At 71.6% G+C, this 15,991-nt stretch carries 16 protein-coding genes; 9 read left to right on the forward strand and 7 right to left on the reverse strand.

Going from position 1 to position 15,991, the window contains the following annotated elements; all coding sequences use genetic code 11:
- Positions 1 to 30: 30 nt before the first annotated feature.
- The 5 genes from OHL10_RS05785 (at position 31) to OHL10_RS05805 (ending at position 5,209) form a co-directional block, all read left to right on the forward strand.
- Positions 31 to 1,266: a Fic family protein gene (locus tag OHL10_RS05785; RefSeq protein ID WP_265521228.1), complete on the forward strand. Its 1,236-nt coding sequence runs from the start codon at positions 31 to 33 to the stop codon at positions 1,264 to 1,266.
- Between the two features lie 74 nt (positions 1,267 to 1,340).
- Positions 1,341 to 1,784: a helix-turn-helix transcriptional regulator gene (locus OHL10_RS05790; RefSeq protein ID WP_265521229.1), complete on the forward strand. Its 444-nt coding sequence runs from the start codon at positions 1,341 to 1,343 to the stop codon at positions 1,782 to 1,784.
- Between the two features lie 10 nt (positions 1,785 to 1,794).
- Positions 1,795 to 2,202, forward strand: coding sequence for a VOC family protein (locus tag OHL10_RS05795; protein WP_265521230.1), 408 nt, complete (start codon positions 1,795 to 1,797; stop codon positions 2,200 to 2,202).
- A gap of 6 nt (positions 2,203 to 2,208) precedes the next feature.
- Positions 2,209 to 2,682: a nitroreductase family deazaflavin-dependent oxidoreductase gene (locus OHL10_RS05800; RefSeq protein ID WP_265521231.1), complete on the forward strand. Its 474-nt coding sequence runs from the start codon at positions 2,209 to 2,211 to the stop codon at positions 2,680 to 2,682.
- 94 nt (positions 2,683 to 2,776) lie between these two features.
- The gene (locus OHL10_RS05805) at positions 2,777 to 5,209 is read left to right on the forward strand and encodes an ATP-binding cassette domain-containing protein (RefSeq protein ID WP_265521232.1); all 2,433 of its coding nucleotides are present in this window, start codon (positions 2,777 to 2,779) and stop codon (positions 5,207 to 5,209) included.
- A gap of 236 nt (positions 5,210 to 5,445) precedes the next feature.
- Here the strand turns inward: OHL10_RS05805 and OHL10_RS05810 are convergent, their stop codons facing one another.
- Positions 5,446 to 5,916 (reverse strand): DUF4829 domain-containing protein, encoded by a 471-nt coding sequence (locus tag OHL10_RS05810; RefSeq protein ID WP_265521233.1) that lies wholly within the window; start codon positions 5,914 to 5,916, stop codon positions 5,446 to 5,448.
- A gap of 215 nt (positions 5,917 to 6,131) precedes the next feature.
- Here OHL10_RS05810 and OHL10_RS05815 point away from each other — a divergent pair, with 215 nt between their 5' ends.
- The 4 genes from OHL10_RS05815 to OHL10_RS05830 all read left to right on the forward strand — a co-directional run bounded on the left by OHL10_RS05815 (position 6,132) and on the right by OHL10_RS05830 (position 9,477).
- The gene (locus OHL10_RS05815; RefSeq protein WP_265521234.1) at positions 6,132 to 6,455 is read left to right on the forward strand and encodes a hypothetical protein; all 324 of its coding nucleotides are present in this window, start codon (positions 6,132 to 6,134) and stop codon (positions 6,453 to 6,455) included.
- Positions 6,456 to 6,680: 225 nt separating this feature from the next.
- Positions 6,681 to 7,733, forward strand: a complete 1,053-nt coding sequence (locus OHL10_RS05820) for a tyrosine-type recombinase/integrase (RefSeq protein ID WP_265521235.1) — start codon at positions 6,681 to 6,683, stop codon at positions 7,731 to 7,733.
- Between the two features lie 120 nt (positions 7,734 to 7,853).
- Positions 7,854 to 8,123: a DUF7218 family protein gene (locus tag OHL10_RS05825; RefSeq protein ID WP_265521236.1), complete on the forward strand. Its 270-nt coding sequence runs from the start codon at positions 7,854 to 7,856 to the stop codon at positions 8,121 to 8,123.
- Between the two features lie 100 nt (positions 8,124 to 8,223).
- Positions 8,224 to 9,477, forward strand: coding sequence for a phospholipase D-like domain-containing protein (locus OHL10_RS05830; RefSeq protein WP_265521237.1), 1,254 nt, complete (start codon positions 8,224 to 8,226; stop codon positions 9,475 to 9,477).
- Here OHL10_RS05830 and OHL10_RS05835 read toward each other — a convergent pair.
- From OHL10_RS05835 to OHL10_RS05860, 6 genes are all read right to left on the reverse strand, one after another.
- Positions 9,437 to 9,712, reverse strand: a complete 276-nt coding sequence (locus OHL10_RS05835) for a hypothetical protein (protein ID WP_265521238.1) — start codon at positions 9,710 to 9,712, stop codon at positions 9,437 to 9,439. The genes OHL10_RS05830 and OHL10_RS05835 overlap by 41 nt on opposite strands.
- An 84-nt stretch (positions 9,713 to 9,796) precedes the next feature.
- Positions 9,797 to 13,195: a pyruvate carboxylase gene (locus OHL10_RS05840; RefSeq protein WP_265521239.1), complete on the reverse strand. Its 3,399-nt coding sequence runs from the start codon at positions 13,193 to 13,195 to the stop codon at positions 9,797 to 9,799.
- A 135-nt stretch (positions 13,196 to 13,330) separates the two neighbouring features.
- The gene (locus tag OHL10_RS05845; protein ID WP_265521450.1) at positions 13,331 to 13,903 is read right to left on the reverse strand and encodes a MerR family transcriptional regulator; all 573 of its coding nucleotides are present in this window, start codon (positions 13,901 to 13,903) and stop codon (positions 13,331 to 13,333) included.
- Between the two features lie 222 nt (positions 13,904 to 14,125).
- Positions 14,126 to 14,605 carry a bifunctional nuclease family protein gene (locus OHL10_RS05850; RefSeq protein ID WP_265521451.1) on the reverse strand — a complete coding sequence of 160 codons (480 nt, stop codon included), beginning with the start codon at positions 14,603 to 14,605 and terminating at the stop codon, positions 14,126 to 14,128.
- Between the two features lie 61 nt (positions 14,606 to 14,666).
- Positions 14,667 to 15,443: a transcriptional regulator FtsR gene (gene ftsR / locus OHL10_RS05855; RefSeq protein WP_322645523.1), complete on the reverse strand. Its 777-nt coding sequence runs from the start codon at positions 15,441 to 15,443 to the stop codon at positions 14,667 to 14,669.
- Positions 15,440 to 15,916 (reverse strand): FHA domain-containing protein, encoded by a 477-nt coding sequence (locus tag OHL10_RS05860; RefSeq protein ID WP_265521240.1) that lies wholly within the window; start codon positions 15,914 to 15,916, stop codon positions 15,440 to 15,442. The genes ftsR and OHL10_RS05860 overlap by 4 nt, the downstream gene beginning before the upstream one ends.
- Between the last annotated feature and the right edge of the window lie 75 nt (positions 15,917 to 15,991).

A 15,991-nucleotide genomic window follows, 5' to 3' on the forward strand; every position in this document is an offset into this window, starting at 1 on the left:
GCGCTCGACGACACCAGGGGAGAGGCACCCATGACGACCGACCCCGTCCACCCCGCAACACCCCCAGCATGGCCGGCGGTCACCTGGGAAGAGCACCCCTGGCACCTGTACGCCGACGCCCCGGTGTCCCGCCGCCAGCGCTCGACGCACCACGGACCGTACCGCGCCGCCGTCACGGCACCGATCGCGGACCGCGACCTGGCGCTCCCGGCCGCGCTCGTCGCCGAGTGCGAGGACGCCGCCACCGAGATCGCCCGGTTCGACGCCGAGACCGACGCCACCCTCGGCACCGCCGAGATCGCCCCGCTGCCCAGCGTCCTGCTGCGCAGCGAGTCTGCGGCGTCCTCGCAGATCGAGCACCTCACGGTCGGTGCACGCCAGCTCGCCCTCGCCGAGCTCGGTGAGCACGCCACCCGCAACGCCACCACCGTCGCCGGCAACGTCCACGCCATGCAGGCCGCCGTCGAGCTCGCCGACCGCATCGACGACACCACGATCCTCACCGTCCACCGCGCACTGATGGGGGAGCGGGACCCGCAGGCCGGGCGGTGGCGCACCGAGCAGGTATGGATCGGGGGCACGTCGGCCGGACCCCACCTCGCCGACTTCGTCGCGGTCCATCACACCCGCGTACCGGCCGCGATCGACGACCTCGTCACCTTCGCCCGGCGCACCGACCTGCCCGTCCTCGCCCACGCCGCGGTCCTGCACGCCCAGTTCGAGACGATCCACCCGTTCACCGACGGCAACGGCCGCACCGGCCGCGCGCTCGTGCACGCCATGCTCCGCCACGCACGCCTCACCCGCCGCCTCACCGTGCCCGTCTCCGCCGGGCTGCTCTCCGACGTCGACCGCTACTTCGACGCGCTGACGGCCTACCGCGCCGGGGACCCCGCCCCCATCGTCGATCGCGTCAACGACGCCGTCCTGGCCGCCGTCGGCCACGGGCGCCGCCTCGTCGGCGAGCTCGAGACCATCCGGGTCGGATGGCGCGACGCCCTGCCCGCCCGCCGGGGCGCCGCCGCATGGGGTGCTCTCGACGTCGTGCTCGGCCAGCCCGTCGTCAACGTCCGGTACGTCGCGCAACGCCTCGATGTCAGCCTCACCGCGGCGCAGACCGCGGTCGACCAGCTCGTCGACCTCGGCGCCCTCGCGCCCACCGACGGCGCTCGCCGTCGCAACCGCACCTGGCAGGCGCCCCAGGTGCTGCGAGCGCTCGACGACTTCGCCGCGCGGGCCGGCCGCCGCCGGCGCGCGGGGGAGTGAGGCCCGGGCATGCGCCCCGGCCCGGCCCGGCCCTGCCCTGGGCAAGGTGGGTGGGACGTGGCACGATCACGAACGTGACCAGCAGTCCTGCCACGACGCAGCACCTGCGCGACCTCGCGCTGCTGCGGCGCGTCCGCGACCGGATGGACCGTGAGTACGCGCAGCCGCTCGACGTCGAGGCGCTGGCGCGCGGGGTCAACATGTCGGCGGGCCATCTCAGCCGCCAGTTCCGGCTCGCGTACGGCGAGTCGCCGTACTCCTACCTCATGACCCGCCGCATCGAACGGGCGATGACGCTGCTGCGCCGCGGCGACCTCAGCGTCACCGACGTGTGCTTCACGGTCGGGTGCTCGTCCCTGGGCACCTTCAGCACCCGCTTCACCGAGCTCGTCGGTGTCCCGCCCAGCGTCTACCGCCGCGAGGCCGCCGACGACGCCGCCGGGATCCCGCCGTGCGTGACGAAGCAGGTCACACGACCGATCAGGAATCGAGAAGCGCAGGCGTCGGGCCGCCCCTAGCGTGAGAGCCATGGACATCACCATTCACCAGACGTTCCTCCCGCACGACGACCCCGACGCCGCGCTGGCGTTCTACCGCGACGTCATCGGCTTCGAGCTCCGGGCCGACGTCGGGTACGGCGGCATGCGCTGGCTCACCGTCGGCCCGGCCGGCCAGCCCGGCACCTCCGTCGTGCTCCACCCGCCGGCCGTCGACCCCGGCATCACCGACGACGAGCGCCGCACCATCACCGAGATGATGGCCAAGGGCACCTACGCCGCCATCATCCTGGCGACCGACGACCTCGACGGCACGTTCGACCGGCTGCAGGCCAGCGGGGCCGAGGTCATGCAGGAGCCCGTCGTCCAGGACTACGGCGTGCGCGACTGCGCGTTCCGCGACCCCGCGGGCAACACCGTCCGCATCCAGGAGCGGTGAGGCGCCGTGACGACGATCGAGCACTCCCGCCGCCGCGACGGCCGCCGACCCGGCACGCCGGGCAGGTTCTCCCGCTGGATGCAGCAGCGGGCGAACTCCCGGCTCGTCGCCAAGATCCGGCGTGGCCGCGGGACCTTCATGGGGATGGACGTGCTGATCCTGCACACCGTGGGCAGACGCAGCGGTGCACCCCGCCTCACCCCCCTCGCCTGGTTCGACGACGGCGCGGGGGACCGGTTGGTCGTCGCGTCGGGCGGGGGCGCACTCCACCCGGACTGGTACCTCAACCTCATGGCCGCCTCCGACGGCGCGGCGATCGAGCTCCCCGGCGCGGAACCCGTGCCGGTCGGCGCACAGCTGCTCAGCGGTGACGCGCGCGAGCAGGCCTGGCGCCGGGTCGTGGCCGCCCAGCCCCGCATCGCCAGGTACCAGGCGAAGTCCGATCGGGAGTACCCGCTCGTGCGGCTCGTCAGCGGATGATCGCGTGTGCCGCCCCGGCCTCACCGGGCCACCTCCCCGACCGCCCGAGCACGTCGGTCGCCGACCGACGACACACCCGACAGACGGAGACCACATGAGCCTGGACACGACGACCGACCCGCGATCGGCGACGACGCACCGCGCCGACAGCCACGACCTGATCCGGGTGCAGGGGGCGCGCGAGAACAACCTCAAGGACGTCAGCCTCGAGATCCCGAAGCGTCGCCTGACGGTCTTCACCGGCGTCTCCGGCTCGGGCAAGAGCTCGCTCGTGTTCGCGACCATCGCCGCGGAGTCGCAGCGCATGATCAACGAGACGTACAGCGCGTTCCTGCAGGGCTTCATGCCGTCGTTGCCGCGGCCCGACGTCGACCTGCTGGAGGGCCTGACGACGGCGATCATCGTCGACCAGGAACGCCTGGGCGCCAACCCGCGCTCGACCCTCGGCACCGTGACCGACGTCAACACCCTGCTGCGCATGCTGTTCAGCCGGCTCGGGCAGCCGCACATCGGCTCGCCGAACGCGTTCTCCTTCAACATGCCCTCGATCAAGGCGTCCGGCGCGATCACGATCGAGCGCGGCAACCGCAAGGCCGAGAAGACGACGTTCACCCAGCTCGGGGGCATGTGCCCGCGGTGCGAGGGCACCGGCCGGGTGACCGACATCGACCTCACCCAGCTCTTCGACGACTCGAAGTCGCTCACGGGCGGCGCGATCACCGTCCCCGGGTACACCGCCGAGGGCTGGTACGTGAAGATCTACAGCGAGTCGGGCTTCCTCGACCCCGACAAGCCCATCCGCGACTACACGAAGCGCGAGCTGCACGACTTCCTCTACAAGGAGCCGGTCAAGGTCCCGGTCGGCGGCGCGAACATGACCTACGAGGGTCTCGTCCCCAAGATCCAGAAGTCGATGCTGTCCAAGGACAAGGAGTCCATGCAGTCGCACATCCGCGCCTTCGTGGAGCGGGCGGTGACGTTCACGACCTGCCCCGAGTGCGACGGCACCCGGCTCGCCGAGCACGCCCGGACGTCGACGATCGGCGGCGTGAGCATCGCCGACGCGTGCGCCCTGCAGATCAGCGACCTCGCGCAGTGGGTCGGCGGCCTCGACGACGACACCGTCGCGCCCCTGCTCGCCGCGCTGCGCTCGACGCTCGACTCCTTCGTGGAGATCGGCCTCGGGTACCTCTCGCTCGACCGCCCGTCGGGCACGCTGTCCGGGGGAGAGGCGCAGCGCACCAAGCTGATCCGGCACCTCGGCTCCGCGCTCACCGACGTCACCTACGTCTTCGACGAGCCCACCATCGGGCTGCACCCGCACGACATCCGCCAGATGAACGACCTGCTCCTCCAGCTGCGCGACAAGGGCAACACCGTCCTCGTCGTCGAGCACAAGCCGGAGACGATCACCATCGCCGACCACGTCGTCGACATCGGGCCCGGCGCCGGCAGCGCGGGCGGGACGATCTGCTTCGAGGGCACCATCGCCGAGCTGCGGGGGAGCGGCACCCTGACCGGTCGGCACCTCGACGACCGCGCCACCCTCAAGGACACGGTCCGCACCCCCACCGGCACGATCGAGATCCGCGGCGCCGACACCCACAACCTGCAGGACGTCGACGTCGACGTCCCCCTCGGTGTGCTCGTCGTCGTCACGGGAGTGGCCGGCTCGGGCAAGAGCTCGCTCATCCACGGCTCGCTGGGCCGGCGGGACGGCGTGGTGTCCATCGACCAGACCGCGATCCGCGGCTCACGCCGCAGCAACCCCGCGACCTACACGGGCCTGCTCGAGCCGATCCGCAAGGCGTTCGCCAAGGCCAACGGCGTCAAGCCGGCCCTGTTCAGCGCGAACTCCGAAGGCGCGTGCCCGGCGTGCAAGGGCGCCGGCGTCATCTTCACCGAGCTGGGCTTCATGGACACCGTCTCGACCGTCTGCGAGGAGTGCCGCGGCAAGCGGTTCCAGGCCGCGGTCCTCGAGTACGAGCTCGGCGGCAAGAACATCGACGAGGTGCTCACCATGTCGGTGGCCGAGGCCGAGGAGTTCTTCGCGTCCGGCGAGGCCCGCACGCCCGCGGCCCACACCATCCTCGACCGCCTCGTCGACGTCGGGCTCGGCTACCTCACGATCGGCCAGCCGCTCACCACGCTCTCCGGCGGCGAGCGCCAGCGCCTCAAGCTCGCCACGCACCTGGGGGAGAAGGGCGGTGTCTACATCCTCGACGAGCCCACCACGGGCCTGCACCTCGCGGACGTCGAGCAGCTGCTCGGGCTGCTCGACCGCCTCGTCGACTCCGGCAAGTCGGTCATCGTCATCGAGCACCACCAGGCGGTCATGGCGCACGCCGACTGGATCATCGACCTCGGGCCGGGCGCCGGGCACGACGGCGGTCGTGTCGTCTTCGAAGGACCACCGGCCGACCTCGTCGCCGCCCGCAGCACACTGACCGGAGAGCACCTCGCCGACTACGTGCACGCGGAGGCTGTCCCGGTTGCTGAGCGACGGGACGGCGCGGTACCTCTCTGATGAGGAGTGCGACCTGCCCTGATGCGACCGGAGTGGATCCGAGTCGTTCTCGCGATGAGAACGTCATCGCGAGCAACGGCCTGTTCGTGCAGTCGCCCGCCCCCTGGTTGACCTGTCAGTCGATTCGATCTCCCGCTGTGAACCGGACAGAACCGGACACAGTCTCCGGAGTCGTCACACGTCGGGGGAGTGCCGCGCCCCGGCACGAGCGCACTTCCAGGCCGCCGATCGGCTCGTCACCCCACGCCTTGATCAAAGATCCGCCACGGAGAGCTGGCCGAGTCGCGCGCCAAGAGGTATCCCCACGTGGTGGGCCCCTCATTCATCGAACCGTCGTTGCGAAGGAGACGCCAGCTCAGGTCGAAGGTGACCGCGACACGGACAACCTCGTCAGGCGCCACGTGGCCGGACCACTCGGGACGCTCCGTGACGTGGCCCTGGACGTCGACGCCCTCCAGACTCGCCACGTCGTGACACCACGACCGCGCATGGTCGGCAGCGGTGGTGGTCATCAGCGCCTCGGCCGTGTCGCAGTCGTGCCCGTTCAGGGCGTCGAGGTACGCCGAGACGACCTGCTCCGGGCTGGCATCGCGTGGAGGGACGGCGACGTCACCTGTCTGCCGTGGAGGGAGCAGCAGGTAGGTAGCGGTGGCGGCAACTACCGCGACCATCACGAGCGCGATCCACACGCCCTGACGTTTCGACACAGCAGCATCTTCGCACCTCCGTGCCTCACTGCGGCGCGGCAAGGATGGCGAGCCGACTATCGCAGCCCGAACAACCCGTTCTTAGCGCACCGATAATGTACATTATGTCATTACGCACCAGAAGTGCCCTCCCTGAACCCTGCTGGTAGCAGTCTCCCACCACCCCTCGCGCATCTCCGTCGCATCACCGTGCACCGCTCCGCCTCCCTCCTGGTGTGGCTCACGACGACAGCGCCCCGGCACCGACGACGACGTCGCTCACGGCGCGCACCCGTCCGCCGGCGACCAGCATGGCGCGACGCGCCGCCGGCACGATCTCGGTCGCTCTCGTCGCGGCCGGTTCGCTCGTCGCCGTCGCGGTGACCGCCGCCGTCCTGCTCGTCGCGACGCTCGTCGCGCTCGTCGCACTGGCCCTGGCGTCCCCGTGGCTCCTGGCGCGACGTGCCGCACGCGAGAATGCCGTGCACGACCGGGCCCGGCCCGGCCGCGCCGCCACACCCGGGCTCCTGCTCCGGCGATCCCCCGCGGACCGCAGCTGAGGTCGTTTCCCGCGCCAGGCCGGCGACGTCGCCATCCCGGCCGGGCAAGCGGTCACGCCCGATCGCCTCGGCGGACTCACTGCGGTATGCTGATTCGGACATATAGACCAAACCATTGTGTATGCCACAACACAGTCGTGTGGCGCGTCCGCGCTCATGGCAGGCTGTGGGTGGCGACTCCTATGCTCCGGATGTCCGGTTCTGTACGAGTCTCCTGGAGGTCACGTGGTCGCGCCGCCGCGCCTCGACCGCATCAGCGTCGACGAGGCGGTCGAGCGCTACCTGTCCGCGGTGGCGGGCGAGACGGTCCGCGGTGTCCTCTCCCCCGCGACCGAGCGCAACTACACCCGCGACCTGCGAGAGTTCGCGCGGCTCGCGGGTCCGTCGACCGTGCTGGACGACGTCACCGGTCCCGACATCGACGACATCCTCCTGCGCTACCAGACGACTCCCGACGGTCGGTACACCGACCCCGCCCGCAAGCAGGACGGGCCGGGACGCCGTACGGCCACCGTGAACAGGTTCCGCCAGTCCGTGTCCCGGTTCTTCGCGCACGCGACCCGTGACGGGTGGGTGCAGGCGAACCCGTTGCAGTGGGCCTCTCCCCCGGCGCGCTCCCGCGACGGGCTGCGCGTGGCCCGGACGGCGCTCTCCGCGACCGCGGCACGGTCCCTGCTCTCCACGACCCAGGCACCGTCAGGCACGCAGGCGCGCAGCGACCAGCGTCTCCAGGCGCGTGACCGACTGGTCGTCGCGCTCCTGCTCATCCTCGGGCCTCGGGTGTCGGAGGTCGCCCGGGCGGACCTGGACGACCTGGTGCGGGAGCCGGGCAGCGTGCGCTGGCGGATCCGCGGCAAGGGCGGCACCTCGCGATGGGTGAACCTCTCGCCCCCGCTCGTCGAGGCGCTCGACGAGTACCTCACCGAGCTCCGTCCGCGGCTCGCCGCGCGCCGACCCGACGACCCGGACTCGGCGCGCGCCCTGCTGCTGTCGTGGCGAGGACGACGCGTCGACACCCAGGCGATCCGTTCCCTGCTCGCGCGCTGCGTCGCCCGGATGCCCGCAGAGTACCGCCGCGCCACGACACCTCACGCCCTGCGCCACACGACCGCGACGCTGCTCGTCGCCGAAGGATGGGACGTCAAGGTCGTCGCGGAGCTGCTCGGGCACGCCTCGATCGCGACGACCGACGTGTACCTCGACCGCATCGACGGCGAGCTCGCCGCCGCGATCGCCGCCCACCCCTTGTCCCGGGTGCTGCCCGGGGACCCGGGCTGACCGGCGCCGTCTGACACCTGGGACACGGCGCTCGTGGTGCGAGCGTGCGCTCGGCGCGTGAGGGTAGACCTGCTCCCCTGCTCCAGCGACGACGCAGGTACACCGACGTGGAGGTAGACCATGCCCCGACGCACACCCGGCCCCAGCGTGAAGGACGACGAGCTCTACGAGAAGCTGCGGGACGAGGGCAGCTCGAAGGAGAAGGCGGCGAGGATCGCGAACGCCGCGGCGGCGTCGTCTCGTTCGTCGGTCGGACGTCGCGGCGGCTCCGCCCCGGCATACGAGGACTGGACGGTCCCGCAGTTGCGCGCCCGCGCGGCAGAGCTCGGCATCGAGGGTCGATCGACGATGCGCAAGGCCGAGCTGGTCGACGCGCTGCGTTCTCACTGACCGCGAACGAGCCCTGATCGCGGGCGCGCACAGCCGTCCGTGAGCATTTCTCACCCGCTCCCGGTGAGTCAGGTTCGTGGTGGTTCGTTACCGTGAGGTGGTGCCTTCCTCGGACTCGCTCCTCCAGCTCGCCCGTACCGTCCTCGCCCGCACCGCCGTCGTCGCTGCTGCCGCCCCGGTGGCCGTGGCCGCCGTGCTCGTCACGACCGATGCCGTGCGGCGCCGTCGGCGCCAGGCGACGGACGTGACCTTCCCCCACCCCGAGCCGGCCGAGGCGACCGTCGACCAGAGCAGCGTGACGGTCTTCACCTACGGCGAGGACCTGTACGAGGAGATGCTCGCGGCGATCCGCGGGGCGCGCGAGTGCATCATGCTCGAGACGTACATCTGGAAGGGTGACGCCCTGGGACAGCAGTTCAAGGACGCCCTGATCGAGGCGACGCATCGGGGCGTGGAGGTCTTCGTCGTCTACGACGGGTTCGCGAACCTCGTCGTTCCGCGGGCGTTCCTGGACTTCCCCGCGCCGATCCACGTGATCAGGTTCCCCGTGTTCCGCCCCGGCATCCTGATGATGAACCTCCGCAAGTCCGGGCGAGACCACCGCAAGGTGCTGGTGGTCGACGACGAGGTCGGCTTCGTGGGCGGGTACAACATCGGCGAGCTGTACGCGACGCAGTGGCGCGACACGCACGTCAAGCTCACGGGGCCGTCGGTCTGGGAGCTGCGCAACGCGTTCGTCGACTTCTGGAACGCCAACCGCGACCCGGCCCAGCCCGCCCTGGAGGACCCGGGGTCGGAGTACTGGCAGCCGCGGCTGAAGGCTGCCCGCAACGCCCCCGCGCACCTCGTCTTCCCGATCCGGGGGATCTACCTCGACGCGATCGACCGGGCGAGCAGCCACGTCTACATCACGCAGGCGTACTTCATCCCGGACCGCGAGATCCTCCACGCGCTGCTCGCCGCGGCCGCGCGAGGGGTCGACGTGCGGGTGGTGGTGCCCGAGCGCTCCAACCACGTGGTGGCGGACTGGCTGGCCCGCGACCTGTACGAGACGCTGCTGCGCGGCGGCGTCACGATCTGGCTGTACGAGAACACGATGGTCCATGCGAAGACCGCGACGATCGACGGGCAGTGGACGACGATCGGCACGGCCAACATCGACCGGCTCTCGCTCACGGGGAACTACGAGATCAACCTCGAGATCGTCGACCCCGACGTGGCGGCACAGATGGAGATGGTCTTCGACGTCGACCTGTCCAACTGCCGCGAGCTGACCCTCGCGGAGTGGGAGTCCCGGTCCCTCGTCGCGAAGATCAGCGAGGTGCTGCTGCGTCCGCTCCGCCCGCTGCTGTAGTCCGGTCGGCTGGGTCCGCCTGCTCACGCGCGAGGTCGGCGATCTCCTCCTCGGGGCGCGGAGGGACGGTCTCGTCGTCCTCGAGGAGCCGGACCTCGTCATACTCGGGGTGCTCGGCGAGGATCTGTCGCGCCACGTCCGCGGCGTCCGACACCGCGGACCCCGGTCCCCCGCCGCCCGCTGCCTCGGGAGGCGTCCCCTCCGGTGCGGAGGGCACGTGCGACTGCTCGACCATGTCGGACTCCTCTCGTTGCATCCACGGTAGGTCCCCGACCAGGGTCCCGCGACCCCCGCAGCGGTGCCGTGAGGAACACGGCCGTCACGTCACGACCAGGACGAGGTCACCGCCCTCGAGCTGCTGCACCGTGCCGATGGCCACACGCTCGACGGTGCCCGCGACAGGCGTCGTGATGGCCGCCTCCATCTTCATGGCCTCGACGGTCGCCACGGTCTGACCCGCCGCGACCCGGTCCCCCGCGCTCACGATCGGCGTCACCGCTCCGGCGAAGGGCGCGGCGACCTGACCCGGCTGCGCGGGGTCCGCCTTCTCCGCGGTGCGGGCCGTGACGTCGACGGACCGGTCCCGCACCTGCAGCGGGCGCAGCTGCCCGTTGAGGGTGAACATCACGGTCCGCATGCCCTTGTCGTCGGGAACCCCGACGGCCTCGAGACCGACGAGCAGCTTGACCCCGCGCCCGAGCGCGACCTCGACCTCCTGGCCGGGCTCCAGCCCGTACAGGTAGGCGACGGTGTCGAGGACGCTCACGTCACCGAACGTCGTGCGGGACGTCTCGTACTCCGCCGCAGGGCCGGGGAACAGCAGGTGGTTCAGGCGCCGCCTCCGCTCGCTCGACGTCCCGTCCAGCGCGGCGAGGTCCTCGGCGGTGAGCGGGGCGCTCGCCCGGTGCACCGCACGCCCGGCGAGCGCGGACGTGCGGAACGGCTCGGGCCACCCACCCGGCGGATCCCCCAGCTCCCCGGAGAGGAACCCGATCACGGAGTCCGGGATGTCGTAGGACTGTGGGCGGGCGGCGAAGTGCGCAGGGTCCGCACCGGCGGCGACCAGGTGCAGCGCGAGGTCCCCGACGACCTTCGACGACGGCGTGACCTTCACCAGGCGCCCCAGGATCCCGTCCGCGGCCGCGTACATGGCCTCGACCTGCTCGAACCGGTCCCCCAGACCCAGCGCGATCGCCTGCTGACGCAGGTTCGACAGCTGCCCGCCCGGGATCTCGTGGGTGTAGACACGGCCGGTGGGCCCGGGCAGCCCGGACTCGAACGGTGCGTAGGTGCGCCGGACCGCCTCCCAGTACGGCTCGAGGTCCGCGACGGCCCCCAGGTCGAGACCCGTCGCGCGCTCGGTGTGCTCGAGAGCCGCCACGAGCGCGGACGCCGACGGCTGGCTCGTCGTGCCCGCCATCGCGGCGCTCGCGGTGTCCACGGCGTCGACGCCGGCCGCGACGGCGGCGAGCAGGGTCGCGGTCTGCCCGCCGGCGGTGTCGTGGGTGTGCAGGTGCACGGGGAGGTCGAACCTCTCGCGCAGCGCGGTCACGAGCGCGGTCGCGGCGGCCGGCCGCAGGAGCCCCGCCATGTCCTTGATGGCCAGGACGTGCGCGCCGGCGGCGACGATGCGGTCGGCGAGCCGCAGGTAGTAGTCGAGGGTGTAGAGGTCTTCGCGGGGGTCGAGCAGGTTGCCGGTGTAGCACAGGGCAACCTCGGCGACGGTGGTGCCGGTCTCCCGCACGGCGTCGATGGCCGGTCGCATCTGCTCGACGTCGTTGAGCGCGTCGAAGATGCGGAACACGTCGATGCCGGTGCTCGCGGCCTCGCGCACGAACGCGCTCGTGACCTCGGCCGGGTACGGGGTGTACCCCACGGTGTTGCGTCCGCGCAGCAGCATCTGCAGGTTGATGTTCGGCAGGGCTTCTCGCAGGACCGCGAGCCGCTCCCACGGGTCCTCGCCCAGGAAGCGCAGCGCGACGTCGTACGTCGCGCCGCCCCAGGCCTCCACGGACCACAGCTGGGGGGTCAGGCGGGCGACGTGCGGGGCGACGCCGACGAGGTCGTGGGTGCGGACCCGGGTGGCGAGGAGCGACTGGTGCGCGTCGCGGAAGGTCGTGTCGGTGACCCGCACCGCCGCCTCGGCCCGCAGGGCGCGGGCGAACGCGTCGGGGCCGAGCGCGGCGAGCTGCTGGCGGGTGCCGGGCGGCGGCGGGGTCTCGAGGTCGACGCGCGGCAGCTTCGCCCGGGGGTCGAGCCGGCCCGGTGCGGCGCCGTGGGGCCGGTTGACGGTGACGTCGCCCAGGAACCCGAGCAGCTTGGTGCCGCGGTCGGCGCTCGCGCGTGCGGCGAGCAGGCGGGGGCGTTCGTCGATGAACGACGTCGACAGGTCCCCGGCGACGAAGTCGGGGTCGGCGAGCACGGCCTGCAGGAACGAGATGTTGGTGCTGATGCCGCGGATGCGGAACTCGGCGAGGGCGCGGCGCGCGCGGCGCACCGCCGTCGGGAAGTCGCGTCCGCGGCAGGTGAGCTTGACGAGCATGGAGTCGAAGTGCCCGCTGATCTCCGACCCGGCCGTCGCCGTCGCGCCGTCGAGGCGCACGCCCGCGCCGCCCGGCGAGCGGTACGCGACGATGCGCCCGGTGTCGGGCCGGAAAGCGTTCGCGGGGTCCTCGGTGGTGATGCGGGTCTGCAGGGCGGCGCCGTTGACGCGCACGTCCTCCTGCTGGATCCCGAGGTCGCCGAGGGACTCGCCCGCGGCGATGCGCATCTGCGAGGACACCAGGTCGATGTCCGTGACCTCCTCCGTCACGGTGTGCTCGACCTGGATGCGCGGGTTCATCTCGATGAACACGTGCTGGCCGGCGCGGTCCCCGACCGTGTCGACGAGGAACTCGACGGTGCCGGCGTTCTGGTACCCGATGGCGCGGGCGAAGGTCACGGCATCGGCGCACAGCGCATCGCGGACGGCTGGGTCGAGGTCCGGTGCGGGGGCGATCTCGATGACCTTCTGGTGGCGGCGCTGGACCGAGCAGTCGCGCTCGTAGAGGTGCACGACCTCGCCGGTGGAGTCCGCGAGCACCTGGACCTCGATGTGACGCGGGCGCAGCACGGCCCGCTCGAGGAAGACCGTCGGGTCACCGAACGCGCTGTCGGCCTCGCGCATGGCCGCGGCCAACGCCTCGGGGAGGTCCGCGGCGTCGTCGACGCGGCGCATGCCCCGCCCGCCGCCCCCGGCGACGGCCTTGACGAAGATCGGGAACCCGACGTCGGGCGCCGCCGCGATCAGCTGCGCGGGGTCCGCGGAGGGGGCGCTGGAGGCGAGGACGGGGATGCCGGCGTCGCGCGCGGCCTGCAGGGCGCGAACCTTGTTGCCTGCGAGCTCAAGGACCTCCGCGGGGGGCCCGACGAACGTGATCCCCGCCTCGTCGCACGCCCGGGCCAGGTCGGGGTTCTCCGAGAGGAAGCCGTAGCCGGGGTAGATCGCGTCGGCCCCGCACTCGCGGGCGACCCGGATGATCTCGGCGACGTCGAGGTAGGCCCGTACGGGGTGGCCCTCCGTGCCGATGCGGTAGGCCTCGTCGGCCTTGAGCCGGTGCTCGGAGTTGCGGTCCTCGTGCGGAAACACGGCGACCGTCCGTGCGCCGAGCTCGTAGGCGGCGCGGAATGCGCGGACCGCGATCTCCGCGCGGTTGGCGACCAGGATCTTCTCGAACACGTGCTACCTCGTCCCTGTTCGAGGGCCCGCGCGCGTCGCGCGTGCTCCGGCGTCGGCGGAGACCGCCGTGGTTCACCGGAGATACTGCCACGTCACGGGGTGGGCGCGGCACTCCCGTGACGCCGGCGGCCAGGTTCAGCCCGCGGTGCGTGCCCGACGGCGCTGAGCGAGCTCGTCCTGCGGGCTCGCCGGGGCCGGGTCCTCCTCGTGCAGGGACTCGGTGGGCAGCTCGGAGAGGGTGCCCTCGACCTCGCGCCAGACACGACCGAGAGCGATGCCGAACACTCCCTGGCCGCCCTGGACGAGGTCGACGACCTCGTCGGCCGACGTGCACTCGTACACGCTCGCCCCGTCGCTCATGAGCGTGATCTGCGCGAGGTCCTCGACGCCGCGCTCGCGCAGGTGCTCCACGGCGGTGCGGATCTGCTGCAGCGAGACGCCGGTGTCGAGGAGTCGCTTGACGACCTTGAGGACCAGGATGTCGCGGAACCCGTAGAGGCGGTGGGTACCGGATCCGGTCGCGGGGCGGATGGTGGGTTCGACGAGGCCGGTGCGGGCCCAGTAGTCGAGCTGGCGGTAGGTGATCCCTGCGGCACGGCAGGCGGTCGGCCCGCGGTACCCGGTCGTCGTGTCCTGCTCGGTGATGTCCTCCCCGAAGAGCAGTCCCTGTGCGCCCTGCGGGATCGCGGGACCGTGCCCGGCGCTCATCTCGCCGCTGCTGTTCACTGTGCCTCCAAGGATGATGTCCACGCCCACGCTATGGCCGCCCTGCGGGGTCGTCAACGACTGCGGCCCTTGCGGTCCGGCGTGTCGCGGGTCTTCGCCCGCTCCGGTCCAAACCCTCACCCTCAGGTTGTGCTTGAGGGTCCGTTCTGTCCTGCTCGTTCTGTTCTGGTCCCGTGATCCTCCTCGATCGACGAGACCGTGTCCTCACTCGTCGCCGCTGGCCGAGAAGTCCTCGGGCGTGACGTGGTCGAGGAAGTCCTTGAAACGCTCCATCTCCTTCTTCTGCGCGAGATCGACCACCTCGACACCGGCGAGGGCGACGATCTCGGCGGAGCACATCACCGGGCTCACGGTCCGCACGGCGAGCGCGAGGGCATCCGAGGCGCGGGAGTCGAGCCGGATACCGTTGCTCAGGACGAGCTCGGCGAAGAAGATGCCGTTCTCGAGAGCCACGATCTCGACGCGATCGAGCCGCACGTTCACGGCATCGAGCAGGTCGCGCAGCAGGTCGTGCGTCATCGGTCGAGGGGTCGGCATCCCCGCCTGCGCCATCGCGATGGCACTCGCCTCCCGCGGGCCGATGACGATCGGCACCACGAGCTCTGCGGCGCTGTCGAGGAGCAGCACGACGATCTCCTGGTCCCGCTGCTGCTGCCGCACGCCGAGGACCTCTACAGGCACCATCGGCACGTCGTCGGTCACCGTCCCACCGTACGACGCGCAGCGCCGTCGCGTCAGGTGACCGTCAAGAGGTGAGGTCGGAGATTCCCTGCCGTACCCAGACCGTGTGCAGCTTCGCGCACATCTCGCCCACCTCCGTGGCGACCGTGCCGGCGTGGGCCCGCGCGGACGCGGTCTGCTGGCTGCGCCACGGAGCGACGACCTGCTGCACGAGTCCCACGTGCCGGTCCGCGGCCGTGCGCAGCGAGCGCAGGTGGCGGGGTTCGATCCCGTACTCGCCGAGCCCGGCGGCGAGGATGACGACGTCCAGCGCCCACGCGTCGAGCTGCCCACCGGGCGCCTGCCGCAGGACGCCCGCCTCGACCAGCCCTTCGACGAGCGCGGCATCGGTCCCCGCCGCCGCCGCGAGGGACTCCACGGAGTACCGCTGCCGCGGCGGGCGGACCTCCGCCTCACCCTCGGTGGTCGCCAACCGGGGCGCAGGGCTGTCGGTCTCCGTCCCGGCGTCGAGCGCCGCCAGGTTGTCCTTGATGACCTTCAGCGGGAGGTACCGGTCGCGCTGCTCGACGAGCACGTAGCGCAGCCGCTCCACGTCCGCCGGGCTGTACTGGCGGTAACCGGACGCGGTGCGGACGGGGTCGATGAGCCCCTGCTCCTCGAGGAACCGCAGCTTGGAGTGGCTCACCGTCGGGAACTCCGCGCGCAGCACGCGCAGCACGTCGGAGATCCGCATGCTCGGCGTGCGGGAGATACCCTGCGGCCACGGCTCGGCGGCGACCTCCTGAGGATCGTCGTCCGGCGACGGTCCGACCGCGCTCAGGGAGAAGGCAGGGCGGTTCACGGGCGGTCTGCCACACCTTCTGCAGCAGCCTGCGGGCTCGCGTGGAACGTCAGGCGGTACTTGCCGATCTGCACCTCGTCACCCGTCGTCAGGCCCACCGCGTCGATGCGGTTGCGGTTGACGTACGTGCCGTTGAGCGAGCCCACGTCCCGCACCAGGAAGCCGTCGCTCTCACGGACGAACTCCGCGTGCTTGCGTGAGACGGTGACGTCGTCGAGGAAGATGTCGGCGTGCTCGCTGCGTCCGGCGACCGTGCGGTCGGCGTCGAGGAGGAACCGCTCCCCCACGACCGGGCCACGCTGCATGATCAGGAGCGCCGAGTGACGCGGCAGGGCGGCGATCGCGGCCTGCTCCTCCGGGCTCAGCCCTCCCGGCTGCACCTGCTCGTCCGCCGTGACCTCGATGCGACCGAACGTGATCGTGGTGTCGCTACTCACCGCTCGCTGTTCCGGAAGACCACCAGGGACAGTCATCTCGCCTCCTTGGGGAGCGTCGACACATCGGGAGCAATCGCCCCACACCCGAAAAACTACTACACGTGCAGGTCA

This window comes from Oerskovia flava (assembly GCF_026163685.1).
In the GTDB taxonomy this organism is placed as follows: Bacteria; Actinomycetota; Actinomycetes; order Actinomycetales; family Cellulomonadaceae; genus Oerskovia_A; species Oerskovia_A flava.